Annotated in this window: 23 protein-coding genes; 8 read left to right on the top strand and 15 right to left on the bottom strand. The window is 71.4% G+C overall.

The features are described 5' to 3' along the window. The first annotated feature begins 12 nt into the window (after positions 1–12). The gene (locus I3V78_RS03505; protein ID WP_204484899.1) at positions 13–2,454 is read left to right on the top strand and encodes a tetratricopeptide repeat protein; all 2,442 of its coding nucleotides are present in this window, start codon (positions 13–15) and stop codon (positions 2,452–2,454) included. Between the two features lie 9 nt (positions 2,455–2,463). Here the strand turns inward: I3V78_RS03505 and I3V78_RS03500 are convergent, their stop codons facing one another. The 7 genes from I3V78_RS03500 to I3V78_RS03470 all read right to left on the bottom strand — a co-directional run bounded on the left by I3V78_RS03500 (position 2,464) and on the right by I3V78_RS03470 (position 8,831). Next, complete coding sequence (locus tag I3V78_RS03500) at positions 2,464–2,784, bottom strand: cation:proton antiporter (protein WP_204484898.1); 321 nt, start codon at positions 2,782–2,784, stop codon at positions 2,464–2,466. After that, entirely contained in the window at positions 2,781–3,053 is a 273-nt protein-coding gene (locus I3V78_RS38955; protein WP_204484897.1) for a monovalent cation/H+ antiporter complex subunit F, read from the bottom strand. The genes I3V78_RS03500 and I3V78_RS38955 overlap by 4 nt, the downstream gene beginning before the upstream one ends. Before the next feature lie 22 nt (positions 3,054–3,075). Continuing rightward, on the bottom strand, positions 3,076–3,579 hold the full coding sequence (locus tag I3V78_RS03490) for a Na+/H+ antiporter subunit E (RefSeq protein WP_204484896.1): 504 nt from the start codon (positions 3,577–3,579) through the stop codon (positions 3,076–3,078). Continuing rightward, positions 3,576–4,952, bottom strand: coding sequence for a complex I subunit 5 family protein (locus I3V78_RS03485; protein ID WP_204484895.1), 1,377 nt, complete (start codon positions 4,950–4,952; stop codon positions 3,576–3,578). The genes I3V78_RS03490 and I3V78_RS03485 overlap by 4 nt, the downstream gene beginning before the upstream one ends. Continuing rightward, positions 4,952–5,335: a sodium:proton antiporter gene (locus I3V78_RS03480; RefSeq protein ID WP_204484894.1), complete on the bottom strand. Its 384-nt coding sequence runs from the start codon at positions 5,333–5,335 to the stop codon at positions 4,952–4,954. Before I3V78_RS03480 ends, I3V78_RS03485 begins: the two co-directional genes overlap by 1 nt. A gap of 139 nt (positions 5,336–5,474) precedes the next feature. Continuing rightward, on the bottom strand, positions 5,475–7,289 hold the full coding sequence (locus I3V78_RS03475; RefSeq protein WP_338023458.1) for a PAS domain-containing protein: 1,815 nt from the start codon (positions 7,287–7,289) through the stop codon (positions 5,475–5,477). A 123-nt stretch (positions 7,290–7,412) separates the two neighbouring features. After that, positions 7,413–8,831, bottom strand: a complete 1,419-nt coding sequence (locus I3V78_RS03470) for an aminotransferase-like domain-containing protein (protein WP_204484893.1) — start codon at positions 8,829–8,831, stop codon at positions 7,413–7,415. A gap of 133 nt (positions 8,832–8,964) precedes the next feature. Here I3V78_RS03470 and I3V78_RS03465 point away from each other — a divergent pair, with 133 nt between their 5' ends. The 4 genes from I3V78_RS03465 to tcmP all read left to right on the top strand — a co-directional run bounded on the left by I3V78_RS03465 (position 8,965) and on the right by tcmP (position 13,282). Then, positions 8,965–10,038, top strand: coding sequence for a branched-chain amino acid aminotransferase (locus tag I3V78_RS03465; protein ID WP_204484892.1), 1,074 nt, complete (start codon positions 8,965–8,967; stop codon positions 10,036–10,038). A gap of 25 nt (positions 10,039–10,063) precedes the next feature. Continuing rightward, positions 10,064–11,119: an enoyl-CoA hydratase/isomerase family protein gene (locus I3V78_RS03460; protein WP_204484891.1), complete on the top strand. Its 1,056-nt coding sequence runs from the start codon at positions 10,064–10,066 to the stop codon at positions 11,117–11,119. Positions 11,120–11,278: 159 nt separating this feature from the next. After that, on the top strand, positions 11,279–12,082 hold the full coding sequence (locus I3V78_RS03455; protein ID WP_204484890.1) for a DUF5131 family protein: 804 nt from the start codon (positions 11,279–11,281) through the stop codon (positions 12,080–12,082). A gap of 9 nt (positions 12,083–12,091) precedes the next feature. Beyond that, the gene (gene tcmP / locus I3V78_RS03450) at positions 12,092–13,282 is read left to right on the top strand and encodes a three-Cys-motif partner protein TcmP (protein WP_204484889.1); all 1,191 of its coding nucleotides are present in this window, start codon (positions 12,092–12,094) and stop codon (positions 13,280–13,282) included. Here the strand turns inward: tcmP and I3V78_RS03445 are convergent. From I3V78_RS03445 to I3V78_RS03435, 3 genes are read right to left on the bottom strand one after another with little or no spacing between them, the layout of a single operon-like run. After that, on the bottom strand, positions 13,279–15,213 hold the full coding sequence (locus I3V78_RS03445; protein ID WP_204484888.1) for a transglutaminase-like domain-containing protein: 1,935 nt from the start codon (positions 15,211–15,213) through the stop codon (positions 13,279–13,281). The two genes, tcmP and I3V78_RS03445, sit on opposite strands and share 4 nt — an antisense overlap. Next, the gene (locus I3V78_RS03440; protein ID WP_204484887.1) at positions 15,210–16,415 is read right to left on the bottom strand and encodes a DUF58 domain-containing protein; all 1,206 of its coding nucleotides are present in this window, start codon (positions 16,413–16,415) and stop codon (positions 15,210–15,212) included. Before I3V78_RS03440 ends, I3V78_RS03445 begins: the two co-directional genes overlap by 4 nt. A 7-nt stretch (positions 16,416–16,422) precedes the next feature. Then, positions 16,423–16,896 (bottom strand): helix-turn-helix domain-containing protein, encoded by a 474-nt coding sequence (locus I3V78_RS03435; RefSeq protein WP_204484886.1) that lies wholly within the window; start codon positions 16,894–16,896, stop codon positions 16,423–16,425. A 117-nt stretch (positions 16,897–17,013) separates the two neighbouring features. Between I3V78_RS03435 and I3V78_RS03430 the strand changes: the two genes are divergently transcribed. Next, the gene (locus I3V78_RS03430; protein ID WP_204484885.1) at positions 17,014–17,580 is read left to right on the top strand and encodes a PIN domain-containing protein; all 567 of its coding nucleotides are present in this window, start codon (positions 17,014–17,016) and stop codon (positions 17,578–17,580) included. On the opposite strand, the gene I3V78_RS03425 is transcribed toward I3V78_RS03430, so the two are convergent. Then, positions 17,577–18,545, bottom strand: a complete 969-nt coding sequence (locus tag I3V78_RS03425) for an AAA family ATPase (protein ID WP_204484884.1) — start codon at positions 18,543–18,545, stop codon at positions 17,577–17,579. The genes I3V78_RS03430 and I3V78_RS03425 overlap by 4 nt on opposite strands. Before the next feature lie 59 nt (positions 18,546–18,604). On the opposite strand from I3V78_RS03425, the gene I3V78_RS03420 reads away from it, so the two are divergent. Further along, positions 18,605–19,879: an MFS transporter gene (locus I3V78_RS03420; protein ID WP_204484883.1), complete on the top strand. Its 1,275-nt coding sequence runs from the start codon at positions 18,605–18,607 to the stop codon at positions 19,877–19,879. 7 nt (positions 19,880–19,886) lie between these two features. On the opposite strand, the gene I3V78_RS03415 is transcribed toward I3V78_RS03420, so the two are convergent. The 3 genes from I3V78_RS03415 to mbhE form a co-directional block, all read right to left on the bottom strand. Next, positions 19,887–20,402 (bottom strand): hypothetical protein, encoded by a 516-nt coding sequence (locus tag I3V78_RS03415; protein ID WP_204484882.1) that lies wholly within the window; start codon positions 20,400–20,402, stop codon positions 19,887–19,889. An 82-nt stretch (positions 20,403–20,484) separates the two neighbouring features. After that, positions 20,485–20,958: an MnhB domain-containing protein gene (locus I3V78_RS03410; protein WP_204484881.1), complete on the bottom strand. Its 474-nt coding sequence runs from the start codon at positions 20,956–20,958 to the stop codon at positions 20,485–20,487. Then, positions 20,955–23,249, bottom strand: a complete 2,295-nt coding sequence (gene mbhE, locus I3V78_RS03405) for a hydrogen gas-evolving membrane-bound hydrogenase subunit E (RefSeq protein ID WP_204484880.1) — start codon at positions 23,247–23,249, stop codon at positions 20,955–20,957. The genes I3V78_RS03410 and mbhE overlap by 4 nt, the downstream gene beginning before the upstream one ends. A 255-nt stretch (positions 23,250–23,504) precedes the next feature. On the opposite strand from mbhE, the gene I3V78_RS03400 reads away from it, so the two are divergent. Next, positions 23,505–23,981, top strand: a complete 477-nt coding sequence (locus tag I3V78_RS03400) for a hypothetical protein (RefSeq protein WP_204484879.1) — start codon at positions 23,505–23,507, stop codon at positions 23,979–23,981. Here the strand turns inward: I3V78_RS03400 and I3V78_RS03395 are convergent. Continuing rightward, the gene (locus I3V78_RS03395; protein WP_204484878.1) at positions 23,978–25,444 is read right to left on the bottom strand and encodes a methyl-accepting chemotaxis protein; all 1,467 of its coding nucleotides are present in this window, start codon (positions 25,442–25,444) and stop codon (positions 23,978–23,980) included. The two genes, I3V78_RS03400 and I3V78_RS03395, sit on opposite strands and share 4 nt — an antisense overlap. Positions 25,445–25,519 lie beyond the last annotated feature (75 nt).

Here is a 25,519-nt window from a genome sequence, read left to right as displayed (position 1 = left end):
TCGCGCTCGGGCGTGCTGCTCCTGGTGGACCATGCGCGACCCGAGCGGCTCGGGGAGCTGGTCCGCGCCCTGATCCCTATCGCCCCGGAGCTGGAGGTCCATACCGAGGTGCAGCGGATGGCGGAGGCCGCGCCAGGCTCCACCCTGGTGCTGGTACCGAGAGAAGAGGACGCGGACTGGCTCAACCTCAACCGCCCGCTCTTCGCCTCGCTGCGGCTGCGCGTCGTGTTGTTCTGCTCTCGGGACGTGTCCGTGGCGCTCGCGCGAGGCGCCGTGGACTTCATCGACTGGATGTCGCTCCGGGTGGACTGCCCCGCGGGTCCCGCGCCGTTCGCCGTGGAGGGGATCCGCGCCGCGCTGGCGGCCCGCGTGCCCGGCATCATCTGGAAGGGCGGTGATTTGGACTCAGCCTTCGCCGCGGCCCGTCCTCGACGGAAGCTGCGCAGGGTGAGCGCTGCCCTGCCCTACGAGGAACTCGTCGCGGAGGCCAAGGCCCACCGGGGCGAGTGGCTCGCCTGGACAGGCGTCGATGGGAAGTCGCGGCTCCTGCGCTTGCAATGGGCACTCGCCGAGGCACGTCGCCGCACGAACATCATCCTCGTGGAGCCCCGTGTTACCTCACCGGGTTGGGTGCTCCTCCATGGACAGTTGGAGGCACTCGCCGAAGCGCGGCGTCATCTGGCGCGGTTGGGCGCCCCCTGCCCGGGTCGCTGGGCGGCGCTGTGCGACCTCGAGCCCGAGGCGCTCACCTGGGTGGGCACCCTCCTTCAACACGGCCTCGCGACGGAACGCGTGGAGACAGCGCTGCTCGAGCGGGGAGCGGATCGAGACGCACTGGGCCGACTCATGCTGGAAAACGGCCTGTTTGAAATGCAAGGGCAGGAGCGCGAAGGCAGTCTTGCCCTTGGAACCGCCTCCGAGGAGAAGCTTCGCCAGGGGCCCCGCACAGGTACGGAGTGGGAGCAGTTGTCGTCCATGGCCTTGCAGACCAATGTGCTTGATGTCGCCCAAATATGGGCGCACCGCGCCATGCGAGCGGACCCCGAATGCTGGCAAGGACTCGTGCGTGTGTCTTTGAACCAAGGGTCGTTCGATGAGGCGGAGACGATCCTTCGCCACCAACTCTCGAAAGCCGAACTGGAAAACGCGGGCCGGGCATGGGCGTTGACCGAACTCAGCCATATTCAAAGGGAGCGAGGCCGCTATTCCGAAGCGGAAGACGGACTGCGCCAAGCGCTTGGCATCACGGAGGGCTTGACCTCGTCGAATCCCCTTGCGCACCTCTCCACCCAACGAGCACTCGCCCTCCTCTATCTGCATACGGATCGATATGCGCAAGCCACGGAACTGCTCACGCACTTCCTGGAGCGTATCCGCGAACTTTTCGGACCTAACTCCATTTCATATGGCGGAGCCTTGCAAGTACTGGGACTCGCGCTCAGGAAACAAGGCCGATACGCCGAGGCGGAGAGCGTGCTGCGTGAATCGATCTCCATCGCCGAGGAGCACGACGGACACCTTCCCGCGTATTACGCGGCCTCGCTTTACAACTTGGCCGCGACCCAGCGTTCGCAAGGAAAATACTCCGACGCCGACAGTTCGATGCGGCAATCGCTCACGCTCATCGAGCCTGAATCCAATGTCATTCCACGCAGGGAGCATGGCGCTGTCCTGCAAGAACTTGTCCTGCTCCTCCTGCGACAGGGCCGTTATGAGGAGGCTGAGCAAAAGGCCCGCGCGGCCCTCTCCATCCTTGAACAAACAGTCGGGAAAGAGAGCAGGGATTACGCGGCGTCGCTCCAAGTACTCGCCATCACCCAGCGACAGCAAGGCCAGCCTCACGAAGCAGAGAAATCGCTTCATCAAGCGCTCTCACTCTTCGCCAAATCGGTGGGTGAGAACCATTCCGACTACGCAATGACTCTTCAAGAGTTGGGTGCGAATCTCGTCGAGCAAGGCCAGTACGCCCGAGCACAGGAAGTGCTCTCAAAGGCGCTCGTCTTGCTGAAGGAGTCGCCTGGCATCCACTACCCGGGCTACGCCATCACTCTCAGCCAGTTCGCCGCCAGCTTTTCCAGTCAAGCGAGGTACGCTGAAGCCGAACAAGCCTTCCGAGAAGTGCTTTCGCTGCAGGAGCAAACCCTCGGGATTGACCATCCCGACCTTTGCGCCACATTGACCAATCTCGGGATTACCTTGATGCTCGCCCAACGCCCACAGGAGGGCGAGCCGTTCCTGGTCCGCGCACTGACCATCGCGCAGAAGCGCTTGGGCATGGAGCACCCCGAGGCGGGAAGACTCCTGAGCGCACTCGCACAAACGCAAGCCCAGTTGGGCAAGCCAGAAGCGCGGGAGACGGCTCAACGCGCCTTGGACATCTTGACCCGAACCCTGAGTCCGGACCACCCCGATACCGCGAGCGTACGTCCCATCCTGCTGCACATCATCGGCTGAGCGTGGGCTTCAGCGCGGCCCTTCGTCCTGGCCCTCCGCCTTGGCCTCGCGCTCGTGGGCGGCCGCCTGGGCGATGGCATGCGCGGACATGGGCGCGGACAAGAGGAGGAACACCGCCACCAGCACCGCCCGGCCCACCAGCTCCCACTGGCCCGAGCCCACCGCGCTCATCAGCACGACGATGATGCCCACCAGCACCGCCTGCCCCGCGGCCTGTACCCGCATCAGCATGCCCCGCATGCGGATGATGCCCACCACCGACACCGTCACCGCCGCGAGCCCCAGCAGCACCAGCACGTCCGCCACCCACTTGAGGAGCTCGTGGCTCATCGCACCCTCGGCTTCTGGCCCATGTGCAGCCGCGTGGCCGCCACCGTCTGCACGTAGGACACCAGCGCCAGCACCAGCGCCGCGTCCAGGTAGCCGGTAATCCCCCGCCACGCGCTGAACAGCCCCAGCACCGCCACGAACACCAGGCCCAGCGTGTCCATGGCCAGCACCACGTCCAGCGTCGAGCGCGCCTTCACCGCCAGCACCACCAACACCGCCAGCAGCACCAGCAGCCACACCAGCGCCACGTAGAAGACCCCGTCGTGCACGTCCTGGCCTCCGCTCACCCCGTCAGGGGAACACCGACCGCTGGCGCTCCCGGTAGAACCACTCCAGTTCCCGGCGGAAGTCCTCCGCCCGCGTCGCATCCACCATGTGGAAGCGCATCACCCGCCGCTCCCAGTCGATGTCCAGCAGCACCGAGCCCGGCGACATCGACGCCACCAGCGCCGACACCCGCGCGCCGCCCGCGGTGCGCTCGCCCAGCGGCACCTCCACCACGCCCTGGTTCGCCCCGGGGCGGGGCCCCAGGATGACGCCCAGCATGCGCCACGTGCCGCGCACGATGTCCATCAGCACCCACGCCACCAGCACCCCGAAGTGCCACAGCCGCGCGGGGCTCAGCGCGCCGGGCGGCCGGCCCTCGCTCAGCCACGGTCCGCTCCACACGAGCAGGGCCGCCGCCACGACGCCGCCCCACAGCACGTCCCACGGCGACAGGCTGCCCACCATGAGCAGGAACGTCCCGGTGAGCAGGAGCCACGGCCCCACCCACCGGCCCACGAGGCCCTTCATGGATTCACCCCCTGCGCCAGCGCGCTCGCCACCCGCATGCCCAAGGACAGCAGGGGCTCGGGCCACACGCCCACCGCCACGCCCACCAGCGCCATCGCCAGCACCACCCCGCCCGCCGCCGCGTCCGCCGGACCACTCTCGTGCGGCGTCACCCAGTACAGCCGCTGGAAGGTGCGAAAGAGCGCCACCAGGAAGAGCAGGCTGGAGAGCACCACGAAGGCCATGAGCCCCCAGCGCTGCCCGTGCATGGACGCGCTCAAGAGCTCCGTCTTGGCCAAAAAGCCCAGTGACAGCGGCAGCCCCGCGGTGCTGAACGCCGCCGCCGCGAAGGCCGTCCGCGCCCGGAGGCCCTTGAGCCCCATGGCCAGGAAGAGCACCGCCTTGTCGAGCGAGCCCGACACCGCCAGGAGCACCGCCGCCGCCACGCCCCGCGTGGTGCCCAGCCCCAGCGCCGCGAAGAGGTAGCCCGCCTGGGCGATGGACGAGTACGCCAGCACCTCGGCAGGCACCTGCCGCGCCAGCGCCAGGAAGGCTCCGTACACGAGGCTCGCCACGCCCAGCACCGCCAGCACGACGTTGGCGTGCTCCAGCTCGATGCTCAAGAGCCCCGGCCCGAAGCGCATCAGCCCGTAGCTGCCCAGGTTGGTGAGCGCCCCGGCGAGGATGGCCGCGATGGGCGTGCTCACCCCCCGGTACACCATGGGCGCCCAGAAGTGGAACGGGAACAGGCCCAGCTTCACCCCGAAGGCGCTGAGCAGCAGCGCCCCCGCCACGTCCAGCCGGCGCGTGTGCGGGTTGACCACCCACTCGGACAGCCCGCCCATGTCCAGCGTGCCCGTGGACTGGTAGAGCATCACCACCGCGGTGAGGAAGAGCACCGAGCCCACCAGGTTCACCACCACGAAGGTGAAGCCCGCGCGAAACGGCGACACGCCCCGGCCATAGCTCACCAGCGCGAAGGCCGCGCCCATGGACAGCTCGAAGAAGACGTAGAAGTTGAACGCGTCCGCCGTGAGGAAGGCCCCGGTGAGCCCCGCGGACAGGAAGAGCACCAGCGCCGGGAAGCTGCGCGTGTCGATGCCCTCGATGAGCTCGCACACGAGCGCCCCGAGCAGCACCGCGTTGGTCACCCCGCAGAAGAGCACCGACAGCAGGTCCGCCCTCAAGCGGATGCCCACCCCCACCGGCCAGCCGCCCCCCACCACCTGCGGGGACTCCCCGGAGAGCACCGCCGGCACCAGGGCCAGGCTCGCGGCCAGCACCCCCACCATGCCCGCCACCGCGAACCACGCCACGGCCTTCTTGCGCCCGTCCAGGAAGGCGAGCACCGCCGCCAGCACCCACGCGCTCACCAGCGGCAACAGCCACGTCATCACGCGTCCTCCGGCGGCTCGGGCTCCTGGCTCATCGCGCGCTCCTCGTCCAGCTCCGCGCGCACCAGGTCCTGCAGGTCGATGGAGCCGTGCTGCTCGTGCATCCGGTACACGAGCGCCAGGAGCAGCGCCGACGTGGCGAAGCCGATGACGATGGCCGTGAGCCCCAGCGCCTGGGCGAGCGGATCCGTCATCGGCTGGGCATCCGCCTCCGAGAGGAGGGGCTCGCCCCGGTGCCCGAAGCCCGTGGCGAGCGTGAACAGGATGGCCACGTTGGTGAGCATCATGCTCCCCGCCGCCATGCGCACCAGATCTCTCCGGAGCGTGAGCATCACCCCCGCGCCGAAGAGCAGACCCAACGTGAGGGCCACGGCCACGTTCATGCGGTCGTCTCGGGGGCGGTCAGAGGGCAGGAGCACACACGCATGCTCCCGTCATACAGGGGCCCTCGCGCCGCCGGGCCCGGTGCGTCCGCGCGAAGGCGCCCGCCCGTCCGCTATGCGACGTTCGTGCCCGGGGCGCTCACACCTTGAACATCTCGCGCACCCGCGCGGCGAGCGCGTCCGGGTTGAAGGGCTTGGTGATCATCTGCATGCCCGCGTCCAGCTCGTGGCCGAACACCGCGTTCTCCGCGTAGCCCGTCATGAAGAGCACCTTGAGGCCCGGGCGCGACTCGCGCGCGGCGTCCGCGAGCTGGCGCCCGTTGAGCCCCGGCAGGCCGATGTCCGTGACGAGCAGGTCGATGCGCTGCTTCTTCTGCTGCACCACCTTGAGACCCGCCGGGCCGTCCTCGGCCTCGATGGTGCGGTAGCCCAGCTCCCCGAGGATCTCCACCACCAGCTCGCGCAGGAGCGCCTCGTCCTCCACCACCAGCACCGTCTCGCCCTCGGCCCGGGGCGTCTGGGCCGCGCCGAGCAGGCCCCCCGCCTCGGCCGTGGCCCCGTCAAAGCGCGGCAGGAAGAGCTTCACGCTCGTGCCCTCGCCCACGCGGCTGTCGATGCGCACGTGCCCGTCCGACTGCTTCACGAAGCCGTAGATCATCGACAGGCCCAGGCCCGTGCCCTGGCCCAGGGGCTTCGTGGTGAAGAAGGGCTCGAACGCGCGGGCGATGACGTCCGGGGTCATGCCGGTGCCCGTGTCGGACACGCGGATGCACACGTAGTCGCCCTCGAGCACGTCGTCCCCCTGGCCGTCCACCTCGTCCCAGCCCAGGTGCGCGTTCACCGTCTCCAGCCGCAGCCGCCCGCCCGAGGGCATGGCGTCGCGCGCGTTGATGACCAGGTTGAGCAGCGCGTTCTCCAGCTGGTTCGGATCGCACAGGGTGGACCACAGCGCCGGCGCCGCGGGCACCTCCAGTTGGATGGAGGGCCCGAGCGTGCGGCGGATGAGCTCCTCCAGGCTCACGATGAGCTTGTGCGCGTCCACGGCCCGGGGCTCCAGGGGCTGGCGCCGCGAGAAGGCCAGCAGCCGGTGGGTGAGCGCCGCGGCGCGGTTGACCGAGGAGGTGGCCGCCTTGATGTAGCGCCCCGCCTGATCCACCTGGCCCAGCTCCAGGCGCTTCTCCAAGAGCGCCAGCGAGCCCATGATGCCGGACAAGAGGTTGTTGAAGTCGTGGGCGATGCCACCCGTCAGCTGCCCCACCGCCTCCATCTTCTGCGCCTGGCGCAGCGCGGCCTCGGCGCGCTCGCGCTCGCCCATCTCCGCCTGCAGCCGCGCGTTGGCCGCCGCGAGCTCGTGCGTGCGATCGGCCACGCGCGTCTCCAGCGTCTCGTTGAGCTCGCGCAGGGCGTCCACGGCGCTGCGCCGGTCGTGCACGTCCTGCGTGACCCCGTGCCAGCCGACGGTGTGGCCCTCCGCGTCGCGCAGCGGCCGGGCGCGCGCGTGCATCCAGCGGTAGCGGCCGTCGGCCGAGCGGATGCGGAACTCCGCGTCGTAGGTGCTCCCGGAGGTGACGGCGCGCGCCCAGGCCGACGACGTGGCCGCCCGATCCTCCGGGTGCACCTGACGCAGCCAGTGGTCCCCGAGCAGTGACTCGCGCGTCACCCCCATGACCCGCGCCCACGCGGCGGGCACGTGGGTGATGCGGCCCTCCACGTCCGCGGACCAGGCCGCCCGCGGCGACAGATCCGCCTCCAACACGGGGACGGCCGTGGACACGGCGTCGGAAGCCGCTCCGACGGGAGCCTCCTCGTCGTGGCCTCCCAGCAGGAGCATGCAGCGCTCCTCGCTCGCGCGCAGGGCGGTGTGGGCGTCCCGCAGGGCCTCGCGCAGGCGGCGGTTGTCGGCCTCGAGCTCGGCGAGACGCTCGGACGGGGGGGCGGTATCCAAGGGGGTCACCACGGATTTCTACACAGCACCCCCTCCGGGAGCCGTCAAGCCAGGGCCCGGCGTGTCCGCGCGGATGTCGGCTGGTGCACCCAAGGGGCCCGGACCCGAGGGCCCGGACTCAAGGGCCTGAACTCACACGATGGCGAGCCGGGGCACGGCGCTGCCGTCCAGCACCGCGCGCAGGCGGATGAGTCCCCGCTCCAGTTGGGCCCGCGTGCGCGGCGTGCCAATGCACACCCGCACCGCCGCCGGCCCCACGCCCCCGCCCGCGGCGAACAACTCCGCCGGCGTCACCGACACCCCGTGGCGCAGCGCCTGGGCGGCGAACTCCTCGCCACGCCGGCCCTCCGGCAGGGGCAGCCACAGGTGGTAGAGCGCCGCGCCGTCCCAGCGCACGCCCTCGCCCAGCACCTCGCGCGCCAGGGCCCGCCGCTCGGCCGTCTCGCCGCGCTGGCCCTCCACCAGCGCGTCCGCCGTGCCGTCCTCCACCCAGCGCGTGAGCACCTCCGCCATGAGCGGCGTGGTCATCAGCGAGGCGAGCCCCACCTCCTCGGCCAGCCGCTCGCCCCGCGCCCGCGCCGGCGCCACCAGGTAGCCGATGCGCAGCCCCGGCGTGAGCAGCTTGGACACCCCGGCGATGAAGTACGTCGCCTCGGGCAGGAAGGTGGCCAGGGGCGCGGGCCGCGCGAGGGGCAGCAGGCCATACGCGTCGTCCTCCAGCACCAGCACCCCGTGCCGCCGCGCCACCTCGGCGAGCGCCCGCCGCCGCTCCTCGCCCTGCACCCCCCCCGTGGGGTTGTGGCCCGTGGGCTGGGTATAGAGGAGGCGCACCGGGCCCGCCCGGCACGCGGACTCCAGCGCCTCGGGCATGAGGCCCCCCGCGTCCATGGCCAGCCCCTGCAGCCGCAACTGGAAGCGGCGCGCGAGCACCTTGATGCCCGGGTAGGTGAGCGCCTCGGTGACGAGCGTGTCCCCGGGCCGGGTGAGCGCCGCCAGGGCGACCTCCATGGCGTGCTGGCCCCCCGCGCACACCACCACCTGCTCGGGCCGGGCCTCCAGCCCGAAGCGCGCCGCCCACGCCGCCCCCGCCTCGCGGTGCGCCCGCGCGCCCGCCGCGGGCTGGTAGCCGAGCAGCCCCGGCAGCCGCGGCGAGCGGCCCAGCGCCTCCAGCGCGCGGCGCAGGGCGTGGCTCGCCGGATCGCCCGGCGGCGTCGCGGGCGCGTTGATGCCCAGCTCCACCGGCGCCGCCTCGTCCCCCGCCTCGTCCTCCAGGGCCATGGGTCGGGGCATGTGCGCCGAGGTGTCCTCGTCTCCGCGCACGTAGGTGCCCCGCCCGACTTCTCCCCGCACGAGGCCCCGCTTCTCCGCCTCGGCGTAGGCCCGGGTCACCGTGCCCACCGTGACCCCCAGCCGCTCGGCCAGCTCCCGGTGCGTGGGCAGGCGCGCGCCCGGCACCAGCCGCCCCGCCGCCCGGTCCTCCCCGAGCGCGTCCGCGATGACGCGGTACAGCGGACCCCGCCTGCCGGCCAGCTCTGGACTCCAACGTGTCATGGTGACAATCGGTACACTTGACGAATGTTGGGACCCCACGTAACTCATTGTCCCGGTTTCCGCCGTCATTGTCACGCAACATGTCGGTTGAAACCCCGACCCCCCTGGGGCGTCCCGTCCCGAGGAGCCGAACATGCCGCTGCCCATCGAGGTCCACCGCGCCCCCGCGCTGAAGCCCAAGCCCGCCGCCTCGGACGTGCTCGGGTTTGGCAAATACTTCGCCGACCACATGTTCCGCATGGACTACACGTCCGAGCAGGGCTGGCACCACGCGCGCATCCTGCCGCACGCGCCGCTGGGGTTGGACCCGGGCGCCGCGGTGCTGCACTACGCCCAGTCGGTGTTCGACGGCTCCAAGGTCTTCCGGGGCTCGGACGGCAAGCTGCGCGCCTTCCGGCTCCAGGACCACTGCGCGCGCCTGGCGGCCAGCGCCGAGCGCCTGTGCATGGCGGCGGTGCCGCCGGAGCTCGCGCGCGAGGCCATCGAGGCCCTGGTGCGCCACGAGGCGGACTGGGTGCCCCACGCGCCGGGCACGTCCCTGTACGTGCGCCCGGTGGTGATCGCCTCCGAGGCCTTCCTGGGCGTGCGCCCGGCGGACAAATACATCTTCTTCGCCATCCTGAGCCCGGTGGGCGGCTACTTCTCCAATGGCGCCGAGCCGGTGCGCATCTGGGTGGAGCAGGAGCTCACGCGCGCGGCGCCCGGTGGCCTGGGCGGCGCCAAGGCGGCGGCCAACTACGCGGCGAGCCTCCAGGCGTCCGTGGCGGCCAAGAAGCGGGGCTACGCGCAGGTGCTGTGGCTGGACGCGCTCGAGCACCGCTACATCGAGGAGGTGGGCACCATGAACCTCTTCGTGCGCATTGGCGACGAGGTCATCACCCCGCCGCTGGACGGCACCTTCCTGCCGGGCATCACCCGCGAGAGCGTGCTGACGCTGCTGCGTGACTGGCGCGTGCGGGTGAGCGAGCGCAAGCTGTCCATCGACGAGCTGCGCGAGGCGCACCAGAAGGGCGAGCTGCACGAGGTGTTCGGCACGGGCACCGCGGCGGTCATCTCCCCGGTGGGAGGCCTGGGCTTCCGCGACGGCGAGCTGCTCATCGGCGAGGGCCGCGTGGGCGAGCTGTCCCGGCGCCTGTACAACGCCGTGACGGGCATCCAGTACGGCACCCTGGCCGACTCGCACGGGTGGATGACGGTCATCGGCTAGGCACGCGCGTGGTATCTCCGGCGGCATGACGGACGTGCTGCTGGAGACGCGGGGCCCCTTGGGGCTGGTGACGCTCAACCGCCCCAAGGCGCTCAACGCGCTGGACCTGGGGATGATCCGCGCCCTGGCCCCGGCGCTGGAGGACTGGGCGGCGCGGCCCGAGGTGCGCGCCGTGGTGGTGCGGGGCGCGGGTGGGCGGGCCTTCTGCGCGGGCGGCGACGTGCGCGCGGTGGCCACCGCCGTGGCCCAGGATACCCGGGAGCCGGGCGGCGAGCCCTTCGCGCGGGCCTTCTTCCGCGAGGAGTACGCGCTCAACCAGCGCATCCACCACTTTCCCAAGCCCTACGTGGCCCTGGTGGACGGCATCTGCATGGGCGGAGGGCTGGGACTGTCCCGGCACGGCTCACACCGCGTCGTCACCGAGCGGCTGGTGCTCGCCATGCCGGAGACGGGCATCGGCTTGTTCCCGGACGTGGGCGGCGGCTGGTTCCTGCCGCGCTTTCCCGGCGAGGCGGGCACGTACCTGGGCCTCACCGGCGAGCGGGCGAGTGCTGCGGACGCCGTCTGGCTCGGGTACGCCACGGCGCACGTGCCGCACGAGCGGCTGGAGGCGCTGGGGGAGGCGCTCGGCGCGGCGGACTGGAGCCAGGGGTCGGCGCATGACGTGGCCACGCGGGTGATTGAAGGGTTCGCCACGGCGGCCGGCGAGTCGGCCCTGCGGGTGCGGGCGGCGGAGATCGACCGGTGTTTCGCGGGCGGGCGGATGGAGGAGATTCTCGCGGCGCTGGAGGCGGAGGGCACGCCGTGGGCCGAGGCCACGCGGGCCACGCTCGGGCGGATGTGCCCCACGAGCCTCAAGGTGACGCTGCGCCAGCTGAGGCTCGGGCGGGCGCTGCCCTATGACGCGATGAAGGACGTGGAGTTCCGCCTGAGCCAGCACTGCACGGCGCGGCCGGACTTCCGCGAGGGCATCCGCGCGGTGCTGGTGGACAAGGATCAGAAGCCCCGGTGGAGCCCGTCCACGCTCGCCGAGGTGAGCGACGCCGACGTGGACGCCTGCTTCGCGCCCGTCTCCCTTTGAGACCGCCGCGATTCAGGCAAGCCTTTCGCCGAGAGAGGGCGAGCAGATGGCCGTAAGCGCCCTCTTGGACACCAGGCATCCCGCCCCGCTTCTTGCAGAGAGCGCCCGACGCCCGTGTTGTTAGAATGCCCTGAACACCTATTCAGCCCAGGATGACGGATGTCCTCTTCGTCGAAGATCGAATGGACCGACGCGACATGGAACCCGGTTCGGGGCTGCACCAAGCTCAGTCCCGGCTGTAAGCACTGTTACGCGGAGACGTTCGCGGAACGGTTTCGCGGTGTGCCAGGGCATCCTTACGAACAGGGCTTCGACCTCAAGCTGATTCCCGAGAAGCTGGCCGAGCCCCTGCGTTGGAGCTCGCCCAAACGCGTCTTCGTCAATTCCATGAGCGACCTGTTCCACAAGGACATTCCCGACGCGTACATCGTCTCGATCGCCAAGGTGATGCAGCAGGCCCGCTGGCACACGTTCCAGGTGCTGACCAAACGCTCCGAGCGAATGAGGGATCTGCTCCAAACCCAACTGCGCTTCGTCTCGGACTGCGCGCACATCTGGTGGGGGGTCAGCGTCGAGGACCGGAAGTACGGCCTTCCGCGGATCGATCACTTGCGCGACGCCCCCGCCCGAACCCGGTTCCTGTCCGTCGAGCCTCTCCTGGAGTCGCTCGGCACGGTCCACCTGGAGGGCATCCATTGGGTCATCGTCGGAGGGGAGAGCGGCGCGGGTGCTCGGCCCATGAAACCCGAATGGGTCACGTCGCTGAGAGACCAGTGCCAACAGGCTGGCGTCCCCTTCTTCTTCAAACAGTGGGGAGGCGTCCGCAAGAGTCAGACCGGACGCGAGTTGGAAGGACGGACCCACGACGAACTTCCCACGAGTGCGTCCGTCCCCATGCCCGAGCGGAGTCAGCGGATGCGCGTCATCGAGCGGCTCGCGATTGAACAGGCCGCCATCGTGTAGACTTGAAATATGAACGAAGGCGCACCGGGGGACGCCCACTACGAAGGACGCGAGCAGACGCTCGTCAAACATTTCATCTTGAGGAAGTACCTTGAGCGATTTGCACTCATTGTAGGCACGAAGTGGAAAAGCATCACCTATGTGGACGGCTTCTCCGGTCCCTGGAACTTGAAGTCCGAAAACTTCGAGGACAGTTCATTCGCCATTGCGCTTGAAGAATTGCGCAAAGCGCGGAGGGTCCTCGAACGCAATGGCCATGAACTTGGCATTCGCTGTTTCTTTATCGAAAAGAATCGACAATCACACACCCTGCTCAAAGCGTATACAGACACAATCCAGCACGCCCACATCGAAACAAAGAACGCCCCGCTCGAAGCGTCTATTGGCGACATCCTCTCCTTCATAGAAAAGGATCGTCCCAAAACATTTCCCTTCATATTCATCGACCCCAAGGGATGGACTGGCTTCTCAATGACGACCATCCAACCCTTGCTCCAGTCAGAACCCGGTGAAGTGCTCATCAACTTCATGACTAGCCACATCAAGAGGTTCATCACGTCACCTCTTGAGCAGAGCCACGAGTCTTTCAAACAGCTTTTTGGCTCTGATGGGTTCCGAGAAAAGCTCGCGGGCAGGGCAGAACAAGACAGGGAGGACGCCGCCGTGTCCTTCTATATGCAATGCCTGAAGAGAGCAGGGAAATTCAGACATGTTTGCTGCGCCATCGTTCTACATCCCGAGTTCGACAAAACTCATTTTCACCTCATCTACGCGACGCGCAATGCAAAGGGCGTAGAGGTCTTCAAGGAAGTCGAAAAGAAGGCCATGCAAAACATGGAAGAAGCACGTGCCACGGTCCAAAAGAGAAAGCAGGAAAAGCAATCTGGACAGCAATCCAGTTTCTTCCAAGAAACTCCACTGCGCAGTTCAAGACATTATGACTTGCTGAGAGAACGCTACCTCGACAAGTGCCAAAGGCAGCTCAAAAAATGGCTCTCGGAGAGAAGTCGTGTCAGCTATGACGATGCGTGGGCATTCGCACTGATGGCACCCATGGTCTGGGAATCCGACCTCCGCGAATGGCTCGACGAGTGGTCCGAACAGGGACTGCTCACCGTCAAGAACCGCCCTCCGCGGTCGAGAGTTCTCGCGCGAAACAAAGGCATCCTGCTCGAGTGGAACGGAGAGAAGGTCAGCTAGCCCCCGGGCACGGCCTCGCGCAGCGCCGCGTCCAGGCGCTCCACCCCGGCCGCCATGCGCGTCGGATCCACGGCCCCACCCCGGTAGCGCGCCTCGCGGTAGTCCTCCAGGAAGGCCGCGGCGAGCGCCGCCACCGCCTCGCCCCGCGCCACCCTGAGCCGCCCGAGCAGCTCCTCGTCCGTCTCCGTCGGGTGCGGCACCAGGCGCGCCCGCCGCTCCAGCGTCTTCAAATAGCGCGCGTACACCGCCACGAGCCGTGTGTCCCGCGTCCCCAGGCCCTTGCGCCGTGCCACCGGCCCCCGCGCCCGCCACCGCCGGCCCCAGCGCCACAGCGCCCCCACGATGACGAGCCCCCAGAACCCCGGTGAGCCCGCCCACGCCCGCAGCCGCGCGAGCGGCTGGTGGTACAGCCCCGCTCCCAACTCCCGCAGGACGATGCCCAGGGCCTCGAACACCTGCCCCACCCGCCCCGACGGCTCCTTCACCAGCCCCAACGCCTCGTCCCGGCTGCGCCAGGGCGTGGGATCGAACGCCACGTAGCGGCCCTCGTCCGCGAGGTACACCTCCACCCAGGCGTGCGCGTCCCGCTCGCGCACCAGCGCGGCGCCCAGGAGCGCATTGCCCTCCCCCGGCGCGAAGCCCCCCACCATCCGCGCGGGCACGTCCACCGAGCGCAACAGCGCCGCCATGGCGCTCGCGAAGTACGTGCAGTACGCCGCGCGCTTCTCGCGCACCAGCACCGCCAGCGCGCTGCCCTCGCCCGCCAGGTCCACGTTCAACGAGTACTCGTAGCCGTCGCGGAAGTACGCCTCCAACCGCTCGGCCTTCGCCCGCGGGCTCGCCGCCTCCGCCGTGAGCCCGAGCGCCAGGGGCCGCAGCTCCGCGCGCAGGGACTCGGGCAGCGCGGTGAGCGCGGGCCCCGGCGGGGCCTCCTCGGGCAGCCGCTCCGCCGCGTCGCCCCGCAGCGCCAGGGGCGCCCCCGCCAGGTCCTTGCCCATCCACACCCAGCCGCCATACATCCGCGCCAGCGAGCCCTCCACCGCGAGCGTGCCCCCGGGCGTCGGCAGCCACTGGCCCACCGGTGAGAGCACCGTCATCGTCAGCCAGCGCGCCTTGGCAACGGGCGGGGAGGGCGGCTGGAGCGTCGTGTCCGCCAGCGCCTCGGATGTCGTCCAGTGCGCGCCGTCGAAGGTGTCGAACACCCGCGTGCGCAGCCGCTCGGGCGCGCCCCCCGAGAGCACCAGCAGGGGCCGCTCGGAGCCCGGCGGCTTGCGCTCCACCGTGCGCAGGTCCACCTGGGACTGGAAGTCCACGCCCACGCCCGGCGCCGCCCCCCGCGTGAACTGGTAGAGCAGCTCCACGAGCTTGCCCTCGGCCCGCCACAGGGTGACGACCAGCAGCCCCGAGCCCCCGAAGAGCAGCAGCAGGAAGACCCCGAAGCCCGCGAGCCCCCACCCGCCCGAGCGCAGGAGGCCACTCTCGCGCGCCCCCACCGCCAGCACGCTCACCGCCACGAGCCCGAGCACCCACAGGCCCTCGCCCATGCCGCGCACCCGCAGGCTCAGCGACACGAGCAGGCACGCGTACGTCCACGCGTAGCCGCGCTCGCGGCCCAGGGCACAGAAGACACTCAGGCCGCCCAGCGCGCCACACAGGGGGCCGAAGAAGGAGGCCGGGAAGATCCCCGTGGGCGGCACGCTCACCCACAACATGGCCGTGCCCACGGCGGTGCCCACCACCCCCGCGCCAATCAACCGCGCGGGCGAGTAGCGCACCCGCGCGTCCCGGGCCACCACGACCGCGAGCGCCACCATCACCGGCGCGCACACGACCCAGCGGCCATGCGCCACCGCGTGCAGCGCGAGTGCCGCCAGCACGGGCGACACGTCGAACAGCCGGCCCAGCACCGCGCGCGGACGCACGTCCCTCATGCCGCCCTCCGGGCCTCGGGGGCCAGCTCCTCGGGCGGCCCCTCCTCGTGCACCACGAACACCCGCACCGCCACGCCCCGCGCCTCCAGTCGCGCCACCATCGCCGCGCGCTCGGGCTCCCAGCGCGTCACCACGAAGAGCACCGCCGACAGCCGGCTCGCCTCGGGCAGGAGCACCGCCTCCAGCGCGTCCACGTCCAGCCGTTCCCCGGACTCGAGCGCCGCGAGGATTTCCAAGACGTGCTCCACGTGCGCGAGCGCCCTTCCGGCCTGGAACTGGAACACCCGCGGGCCCGCGGCGAAGACGTCCAGGAGGTACTCCTGGCGCGCGAGCACGTCCGCCAGCCCGGCCGCCAGCGACAGCGCCCGCTCCAGCACCACGTCCTCGCGCCGCGAGCGCGACTGCACGTCCAGCACCAGGGCCAGCCGCACGAAGAACTCCTCCTGGTACTCCTTGACCACCAGGCGGCCGGTGCGCGCGAACGAGGGCCAGTGGATGTCCCGGGGCCGGTCTCCCTCGTGCCAGTCGCGCGTGCCGGAGAACTCGGTGGAGTCGCCCACGCGGCTGGCCACCGCGATGCCGCCGGGCTGGTGGTTGCGCCCGTGGGGCACGTCGAGCGACTCCAGGGGCGTGAAGCGCGGGTAGACGAGCACCCGATCCTTCGCGCCCGAGCGCCGCGTGCCCTTGACCAGGCCCGAGGGAAACACGCTCGCCACCTGCAGGGCGCCGAGCACGTAGACGCCCCGGGTGGTGCACTGCAGGCGCAGCGTCACCTCGGTGGAGGCGCCCGGCGCGAGCACGTCGATGAGGGGGGGCTCCTCCACCCGGCGCAGCTCGGCGGGCAGGGCGCGCTCCTCGACGAGCAGGTGGCGCACGGGCCAGCGGCCGGGGTTGTGCACGCGCACGCGGTAGCTCAGCGTGTCTCCGGCGGACACGGGCGGGGGCAACAGCCGGGTGAGCGTCACCCGGGGCCGGAAGGGCAGCCCCACGAGCAGCCCGAGCCCGAGCGCGCAGAAGGCGAAGGAGAAGAAGAGCACGAGCTGGGTGACGAGCCCGCCCAGGAGCAGGAAGCCCGTGGCGAGCGCGGCCCAGAGCACCACGCGCCCCACGGGGGTGAACCACCCGTGGTAGCGATCCGAGAGCGCCCGGATGAAGCCGTGCTCCTCGGCGGGCATGAAGAACGACCAGCGGCGCTGCGCCATGACGGCATTAATAGCCGAGATCGAGCGCCTGGGCTTCCGCCGCCAGTTCATTCAGGGCCACGTCCTGACGCCGCTCCTCCGCCTGCTTGAAGGCGAGCAGGTCCGCGAAGCGGATGCGGCGGTGGGTGCCCGTCTTGTGGAAGGCGATCCGCCCCTGCTCCAGCAGACCGATGAGGAAGGGCCGCGAGACGTTGAGCAGCTGGGCGGCCTCCTGGGTCGTCAGCTCGGCGTGGACGGGGACGAGCGTCACCGCGTTGCCCCGGGCCATCTGCTCCAGGATCTCCACGAGCAGGACGACCGCGCTCCGGGGGACTGGAATGGACACGGGCTCGCCCGGCCCCTCCGCGCGGAGCGCCACCGAGGCCACCTTGCGCCGGGCTCGCTTGAGGAGCGGCGCGAGCGCCCGGACCGCCGCCGCGGCGTCCCGACACTCGGCCTCGCTCGGCGGCCGCACATCGTTCAGGTTCAGCGCTTTCGCCATGTGACCCGTCCCCCTGGAGGCGTTCCCTCCGCAATATTCGCAATAATCGCAGCAATCGCAACGGGCATATGTACCGGCACACGGCTTGCTCGGCCTCCTCCCCAGGAGGGCCCCGCCTTGCCATTCATCGTGCTGTACGACGCGTGTGTCCTCTACCCCGCGCCCCAGAGGGACTTGCTCGTCCGGTTGGGACGGACGGGGCTGTGCCAGGTGAAGTGGACCCGGACCCTCCTGGACGAGTGTTTCCATGCCATCCGACGGCAGCGGTCCGATCTGACGGAAGAGCGGCTCGGGCGCAGTCGGAGCGCCCTGGAGCGGGCCGTGTTGGACGTCGAGGTGACGGGCTACGAGCCCCTCATCGAGGGCCTCCATGGCCTGCCGGACCCAGCGGACCGGCACGTGGTGGCCGCCGCCGTGCGCTGTGGGGCCCAGGTCATCGTCACGAGCAACCTCAAGGACTTCCCCCGAGGGCTGCTCGTCCCCCTGGGCCTGGAGGCCCAGACCCCGGACAACTTCGTGCTCGATCTCATCGGCCTGCGCGCGGACGTCGTGCTCCGGGTGGTCCAGGCCCAGGCGGCGGCCCTGCAGCATCCCCCGAAGAGCCCGACCGAGGTGCTGGACGCCTTGCATCGCAATGGACTGGTCCGCGCGGCCGCCCGGCTCCGAGGACTGCTCAATCCCTAGCGGGGCACCGGCACCGCGCCGAGCAGCTCCTGCATCAGCACCCGCTTGTCCGAGCCCGCGTAGCGCGCCCGGGTGTCGAGCACCAGGCGGTGGGCCAGCACCGGCACCGCGAGCGCCTTCAAGTCCTCGGGCAGCACGTAGTCGCGCCCCTGCATCAGCGCCCGCGCCCGCCCCATGCGCCCGTACAGCAGCGCCCCGCGCGTGGACACGCCCAGCCGCAGGCTCGGGTGCCCGCGCGTGGCCTGCACCAGCCGCAAGAGGTAGTCCGCCACCGACTCCTCCAGCCGCACCGCCTGCACCCGCTCCTGCAGGCGCGCCACCTCCTCCAGCGAGCACACCGGCCGCAGGGCCTCGAGCGGCGGCGGCCCCGAGCGCGTCATCAAGAGCGTGCGCTCCTCGTCCTCGGGCAGGTAGCCGAGCGACAGCTGCACGGCGAAGCGGTCCAGCGAGGCCTCGGGCAGCGGGTAGGTGCCGTGGAACTCCACCGGGTTCTGCGTGGCCAGGCACAGGAACGGGGGCGCGAGCAAGTGCGTCTCGCCGTCCACCGTCACCTGGCCCTCGCTGAGCGCCTCCAGGAGCGCGGACTGCGTGCGCGGCGAGGCCCGGTTGATCTCATCCGCGATGAGCACGTTGGCGAACAGGGGCCCGGGGCGGAAGCGGAACTGTCCCTCCTGGGGCAGGAAGATGGACGAGCCGATGATGTCCGTGGGCAGCAGGTCCGGGGTGAACTGCACCCGCTTGAAGGCCCCGCCGATGCCCGAGGCCAGCACCTTGGCGAGCGTCGTCTTGCCCGTGCCCGGCACGTCCTCCAGGAGCACGTGGCCGCCGGCCGCCACCGCGCAGATGACCAGCTCCACCGCCTCGCGCTTGCCCCGGATGACGCGCTCCAGGTGATCGGCCAGCCGGGACATCAACGCGCGCTCGGCGGCGGCGGGAGCGGTGCGGGACAGGGACGGAGAGGACATGTTCGGCCCGGCAGCGTAGCAGGCCCGGGCGCGCCCCGGGTAAGGTGCGCGCCCTGTCCATGGCCGCCACGCTCACCGTGCGCGGGGTGCTCGCGCTGCTCGGCCGCAACGCGGACTACCGCCGCCTCTTCCTCGCCACGCTCGTGTCCATGATGGGCGACTGGTTCGCCTTCGTGGCCATCAGCGGCTTCGTCACCGAGGCCACGGGCTCCCTGGGCGCCTCGGCGGCCGTGTTCGCCGCCAGCGTGCTGCCCATGAGCCTCTTGTCCCCCGTGGCCGGTGTGCTCGCCGACCGCGTGGACCGCCGCCGCCTGATGATCGCCGTGGACCTGCTGCGCGTCGTGCCCGCGCTCGGCATGCTCGCCGCGCTCGCGTGGAGGCTGCCGGCGCTCGCGCTCGGGTGCGTGGCGCTGCTCGCCGCGCTCTCGGCCTTCTTCGACCCCGTCTCCGAGGCCTCCGTCCCCAACGTCGTCGACCCCGAGGACCTGCCCCTGGCCCAGGCGGCGCTCGGCAGCGTCTGGGGCAGCATGCTCTTCGTGGGCGCGGCGCTCGGGGGGCTGGCCACGCTCGCGTTCGGCCGCGAGGTGAGCCTGCTGCTCAACGCCAGCACCTTCCTCGTCTCCGCGGGGCTCCTGTGGGGCATCCGCCGCCCCTTCCAGCGCGCGGACCCCGACGCCGCGCCCTCCGAGAGCCCCTGGCGGCAGTTGGGCGAGGTGTGGCGCACCACCCGGGACAGCCCGCCCACCCGCGCGCTGCTCACCACCAAGGTGGGGGTGGGGCTGGGTAACGGCATCGTGGGGCTCTTGCCCGCCTACGCCGCGCGCGCCTTCGCCACCGGGGACGAGGGCGTGGGCGTACTGCTCGCCGCGCGGGGGCTGGGCGCCATGCTGGGGCCCCTGCTCGGCCAGCGCTGGGTGGGCGGCGACGAGCGGCGGCTCCTGCTCGTGTGCGGGGGCTCCATGGTGACGTACGGGCTCGCCTACCTGCTGCTGCCCTGGGCGCCGTCCTTGCCCGTGGCCACGCTGTGCGTGCTGCTCGCGCACCTGGGCGGCGGCGCGCAGTGGGTGCTGTCCACCTACGGCCTGCAGTTGTGCACGCCGGACCGGCTGCGCGGGCGGGTGATGGGGCTCGACTCGTGCCTGGCCACGCTGTGCGCGGGGGCCTCGGCGCTCGCCGCCAGCGCCGCGGCCGAGGCCCTGGGCCTGCATGGTGCCTCGTGGGCCATGGCCGGCGTGTCCCTGCTCTACGGGCTCGGGTGGCTGTGGCGCACGCGCGGCCTGTGGCGCGGCCGCGCGGACGTGCTCACCGCCTCCCGGCCCCCGGAAGCCGGCTGACGCGGACTCAGGGCGTGGGCGGCGGGGGCGGCACGGCCTCGGAGGGCGGCGGCGCGTAGCCCTGCTGCGGCGCGTAGCCCGGGGGAGGAGGAGGCGGCGGCGCGACGTAGCCCCGCGGCGGGCCGTAGTCCTCGCGCGGCCCGGCGGCGCAGGCGTACTCCACCGTGCGCGAGCCGAGCAGGAACGTCGCCAGCGAGGCGCCGCTCGTCATGCACGAGAGGCGCTCGGCGTCCGAGCCGCTGCTGCACGCCGCCGCGCCCACCAGGCCGCCCGCCAGGCCCAGGCCCACGTTGATGAGCCAGTCCGTGCCGCTCAGCCGGCTCTCCGCGCGCGACAGGCCATTGCGGCACTCGCGGCCCGCGGGCGAGGACAGGGGCACGAGCCCGCCGATGGTGAACCACTGACGGTCCGAGTACTCCCGGCCCTCGGGCGCGCGGTCGGTGACGATCTTCGTGTGGTAGCAGCCCGCCTGGCTCGCGAGCACGGCGGCGGCGATGGCCAGGGTCCCAAGACGCTTCGACATGTTGAACCTCCCAGAAGGAGGGGGCCGGACGCACGTGTCCGGCCAGGCGGCGCGCGCCGCTCCCCCCCTTCGAGGGCGCGCTTTAGCGCTCCTTCCCGGGGGACGCCATCCCCCCTCCGGGGGGGGCCGTCTTGGAGCGTTGAGAGAGCAACCCATCGATGGCGGTGACGACGAACCCCATCACCACGAGGGAGATGCCCACGTCGAAGAGGACGGCGGTGTACACCTCCACCACGCCCAGGTGCAGGACCTTCTCTCCCGGGCCGGGCACGTGGCTCAAGGGCGCGTGGCCGAACACGAGCGGCACGAACGTCACCCCCAGCAGCAGCAAGAGCCCCACCCCGGCCACCTGGGGCGCGTAGCGCACGCCGGGCAGCTGGCGCGCCGCGTCCCGGCCGCTCGCCACGTATTGCAGCAGGATGGCGAGCGCCGCGAGCACGCCCGCGCCGAAGCTGTCACCCGCCTCCGCGTAGCCCTTGAGCCACACGGCCACCGCCACCACGAACGCCGGGGGCAGCAGCATGCGCGACACGGATTGGATGAAGGCGTTGTTCATTCCGCGCGCTCCCCGGACAGCAGGTGCATGACACCGAGCAGCACCACGACCACCACCGACGTCTCGACCACGGTGTCCAGGCCGCGGAAGTCCGCGAGGATGGCGGACACCACGGACCTGGCATGCGCCGACTGGGACAGGGCGATGTGCCGCGTCATCACCCGCTCCTCGCTCAGGTGGGACAGGGCGTTCCACGTCATCGCCATGGCGCTGCCGCCGGCCACGGCCGCGTAGAGCCAGTCGCGCCCGCGCGGGCGCTGGGCCTCCGTCTGCGCGCGCACCCGGCTCTCGCGGGGCAGGCGCGAGAGCAGCGCCACGAACAGCAGCGTGAAGGTCGTCTCCACCAGCACCGCGGTGAAGGCCACGTCCGGCGCCGCCGCGAAGGAGAACACCGCCGCGAGGCTGAAGCCCACGCACGACAGCAACATCACCAGGTGCAGGTGGTTGCGCGCGCCGAGCGCCGCCACCGCCGCCCCGGCCGCGATGGCCAGGCCCATGAGCAGGGGCAGGTCATCCCAGCCCACCTCGCCCGGGATGAAGAGCGGCCCGGAGGTGGGGGCAAGCCCGAGCGCCAGGAGCCCCAGGAGGCCCGCGGGGATCAGCACCGCCGCCACCCGGTCGCGCAGGTCGCGCACCTCCAGGTTGCGCAGCGCGTCCGACACGGCGTCCGCCCGCGACAGCACCGCGCCGTACAGCCGCTCCGCGCCCCAATTGCCCGCGGTGTGCAGCACGGGCACGAGCCCCTCCTCCCACCGGCGCCGGGTGAGCACCAGCAGGCCCCCGAGCGTCCACGCCCCCAGGGCGAGCAGGTTCTCCACGCGCGTGTCCAGGTGGTAGCCGAGCGACACCTCCACCGCGTGGCCCCGCATCTGCCCGCCCGCCGCCGTGGCCAGGCGCGACAGGGGCGCGAGCCACACGCCGCCCACGAGCGTGAGCCCCGCCAGCACGCCGATGGGCAGCACCAGGCCCGCCGAGGCCCGGGGGCCCACGCCGCGCGGCTCGCCGAGGAACAGACGCACCCACAGCCGGCCCGTGTACCCGAGCGTCAGCGCCGCGCCCAAGAGGCCCGCCCCCGCCCAGAAGGGCCCGTGGGCCGCGAGCGCGTGGAAGAAGAGCTCGTCCTTGAAGAAGCCCACCGTGAGCGGCAGGCCCGCGAGCCCCGCGGCCGCCACGCCGCTCGTGGCCGCGAGCCACGGCTGCGAGCGGCCCAGGCCCCCGAGGTCCGTGAGCGAGTCCTTGCCGGTGGCCTCGGTGACGGCGCCCACGGTGAGGAAGAGCGCCGCCTTGCACAGGCCGTGGGCCAGCACGTAGAAGGGCGCGCCGTCCCCGCTCAGCCCCACCATCACCAGCACGTAGCCGTACTGGGCGATGGTGGAATAGGCCAGCACGCGCTTGAGGCGCCGCGAGCCCAGCGAGAAGACGCTGCCCATCACCATGGACACGAGCCCCACCCCCGCGAGCGCCTGGAGCACCCGGGGCTCGAGCGCGAGCAGGGGAAAGAAGCGCTGGAGCACGAACACGCCCGCGGCCACCATCGCCGCCGAGTGCAGGTAGGCGGACACCGGCGTGGGGGCCGCCATGGCGCGCGGCAGCCAGAAGTGGAACGGCACCTGGGCGCTCTTGCCCAGCGCCCCCACCGCCACGCACCCGAGCGCCCAGCCCAGCCGCGGCCCCGGCCCCACGCGCGTGGCCAGGTCCACCAACCGCTCCAGGTCGAACGTGCCGTACGTCACGCCCAGGAGCACCACGCCCACCAGCAGCACCACCGAGGTGCTCCCCGTCACCACCAGCGCCAGGAGCGCCGCGCTGCGCGACGCCACGCGCTCGCGGTCGTAGCCGATGAGGAAGTACGAGGCCACCGTCGTCACGTCCAGCGCCACCACCAGCAGGAGCGCGTCGCGCGCCATGACGAGCACCAGCATGGCCGCCATGAAGACGAGGATCCACGCGTGCAGGCGCGGCTCCTCGTCGCGCGGCCGCTTCTGCTCCTCCAGGTAGTGCGGCATGTAAACGCGCGCGTAGAGCAGCACGAGCAGCCCCACGCCGAGCACCAGCCCCCCGTAGAGGACGGACAGCCCGTCCAGGGCGAGCGTCAGGCGCGCGTTCCAGGTGGGAATCCACGGCACGTCCAGCCGGGCGGGCCCCTCGGCCACGCCCCGCGCGAAGGCGGCGAGCGAGACCGCGGCCCCCCCGACACCCACGAGCCCGGCCCACGCCGGACGCCAACGACCCACGCCCAGCACGAGCGGCACGCTCAGCGAGACGAGCACCAGGGGAAGCACGACGGTCATCACGGCCGCCGAGGTTAGGCGTCCCCCCCGCCCCGCCGGGCCGTCTTCCGTCCCCCCGCGTGCGCTGGTGGACACCCCGCCTCCCCCCTCCGAGCCGGGCAAGACATCCGGGAGCCGTATTTCCAGTCAAGCCTTGATAGCGCCCGAGCGTGGGACAGCGGACGCCGGGGCCCGGGACAAATGGGCCCGGGGGGTGGCCGCCAGGACAGGTCGTTTTTATGTTGCGGCACTCACGGTTTCCAAGAGGAGGACGCCATGGACGCAACCGCTCACGAGACTTCCGCCGAGGGCCATGCCCACCTGCTGCCGCACTCGGACCGGGTGACGGTGGTGATCACCCAGGCGTTCGGGCCCGAGGGCCACAACCTGGTGGGGTACTCGAACGTGACGTTCAACGGCTACCCGGCCATCACCGTGCTCGTGCGCACGCCCGAGGGCCGCGAGGGGCTCGTGCACCTGTCCCCCATCTACGGGGACAAGCGCAAGCGCGGCTTCACCGACATCGCCCCCGGCACCCGCTGCATCCTCTGCTGCCCCGCCACCGGCCTGCCCCTGGAGAAGCTCGGCCCCGTGGGGGATGGCAGCGGCGCGGACCACTTCGCCCTCTACCTCACCACCAAGATGCTCAGCGGCCACGCCATCGCGCTCTCGGACGTGTGGGATCACCACGAGTCGCTCATCATCGACGACGCGGCGGACATCTCCTACTGGGGCCAGGTGCACCCCATCTAGCGTGAGCCCGAGGGCGCGCCCCGCTCGGGCGCGCCCGGCTCGGCCTGGGGCAGCACCCCGGCCAGCTCCTCGCTCATGGTGCCCAGGCGCCGCGCCGTGGCGGACAGGTCCGTGCCCATGCGCGCGTAGGTGTCCACCAGCTCCAGGAGCGTCGCGCACGCCTGCGAGATGTGCGCCGTCTGCTCCGCCTGCCGCTCGGCCTCGCCCGAGCTCTTCTCCATGAGCTGCTGGTTGCGCTGCACCGTCTCGCGGATGGAGCGCAGCGTGGTGCGCGCCGACTCCAGGAGCGGCGTGAAGCGCTCGTTCGTCTCGCGGATGAGCCCCACCGCGTGCAGCGTCTCGGCCATCTGCCCGGTGACGCCGCCCACCACCTCGCCGATGCGCGCCGAGGAGCGGCCCGACTCCGCGGCGAGCTTGCCCACCTCGCGCGCCACCACCGCGAAGCCCCGACCGTGCTCGCCCGCGCGCGCCGCCTCGATTCCCGCGTTGAGCGCGAGCATGTTCGTCGCCGCGGCCATCTCCTGAATCACCTCCACGAAGCCGTGGACGCGGTCCGAGCTCTCCTCCAGCTTCTGCATGGACAGGGCGCTCTTGCCCACCGCGCCGCCAATGGCGGTGAGGCCCGTCTCCAGCCCGTTGACCAGCCCGTCCACCTCGCTCGCGTAGCGCTGGGCCTCGTCCGCCTGGGTGGCGCTCGCGCGCGAGTGGCGGAAGAGCGCCCCGGCGGCGTTGGCCATCTGTTCGCTCGCCGACGAGATGCGCAGCGCCGCGGTGCGCACGAGCGCCGCCTGCTCGGCCATGTCCGCCAGGGTGGAGGACAGTTGCCGCGCGGACCCCACCAGCAGGCGGCCCGTCTCCACCACCCGCGCGCGCGAGCGCGCCAGCTCCTCCACGCTGCGCGCCATGTCCCGCCGCAGGTAGAAGGCGCGGATGCGGCCCTCCTCCAGGCTCTCGAGCACCCGCGCCCCGAGCACGCCCACCAGCGCCACGGGGGCGTCCAACAGGGCCTGCGCCCCCAGGGACGCCGAGGAGGACACCGCGGTGAGCACCCCGTGCCAGAGGACGAACAGCGCGTAGAAGCCGAAGCGCTCCGAGCGGTTGGAGGGCATGAGCGACGGCCCGAGCAGCAGGTTCAGGAGCATGGCCACCGCGTGGTAGCTCGTGTCCGCGAGCCCCAGCCGGTAGAAGGCCCACTCGTTGCCGAACGCGTAGAGCGCCGCGCACCAGAACAGGGCCGGGGCCAGCGTGGGGCGGCGCACCCGCGCGTGCAGGGCGAGCAGGCCCAGCGGCACGAGCGCCCAGGGCAGGCGGATGAACACGGCCGGCCCGAGGGGCATGCCGTGCAGGCGCAGCGTCAACACGTCCAGCACGAGCAGGAGCGGCGTGAGCCCGAGGCCGAGCCACACCAGTTGTCTCAGGCGCGTGGGCGCGCGTTCCCACTGGAAGTCGCGGTAGGTCTCCATCGGGGGATGGGAGGAAGGCTGGGGGATGTCCATAGGCACCGCGGGCCGCACCGTATCAGACCCCCGTGTCCCTCC

Origin of the sequence: Archangium primigenium, assembly GCF_016904885.1 — a bacterium.
In the GTDB taxonomy this organism is placed as follows: Bacteria; Myxococcota; Myxococcia; order Myxococcales; family Myxococcaceae; genus Cystobacter; species Cystobacter primigenius.
This window is presented reverse-complemented; position numbering and strand designations above follow the sequence as displayed.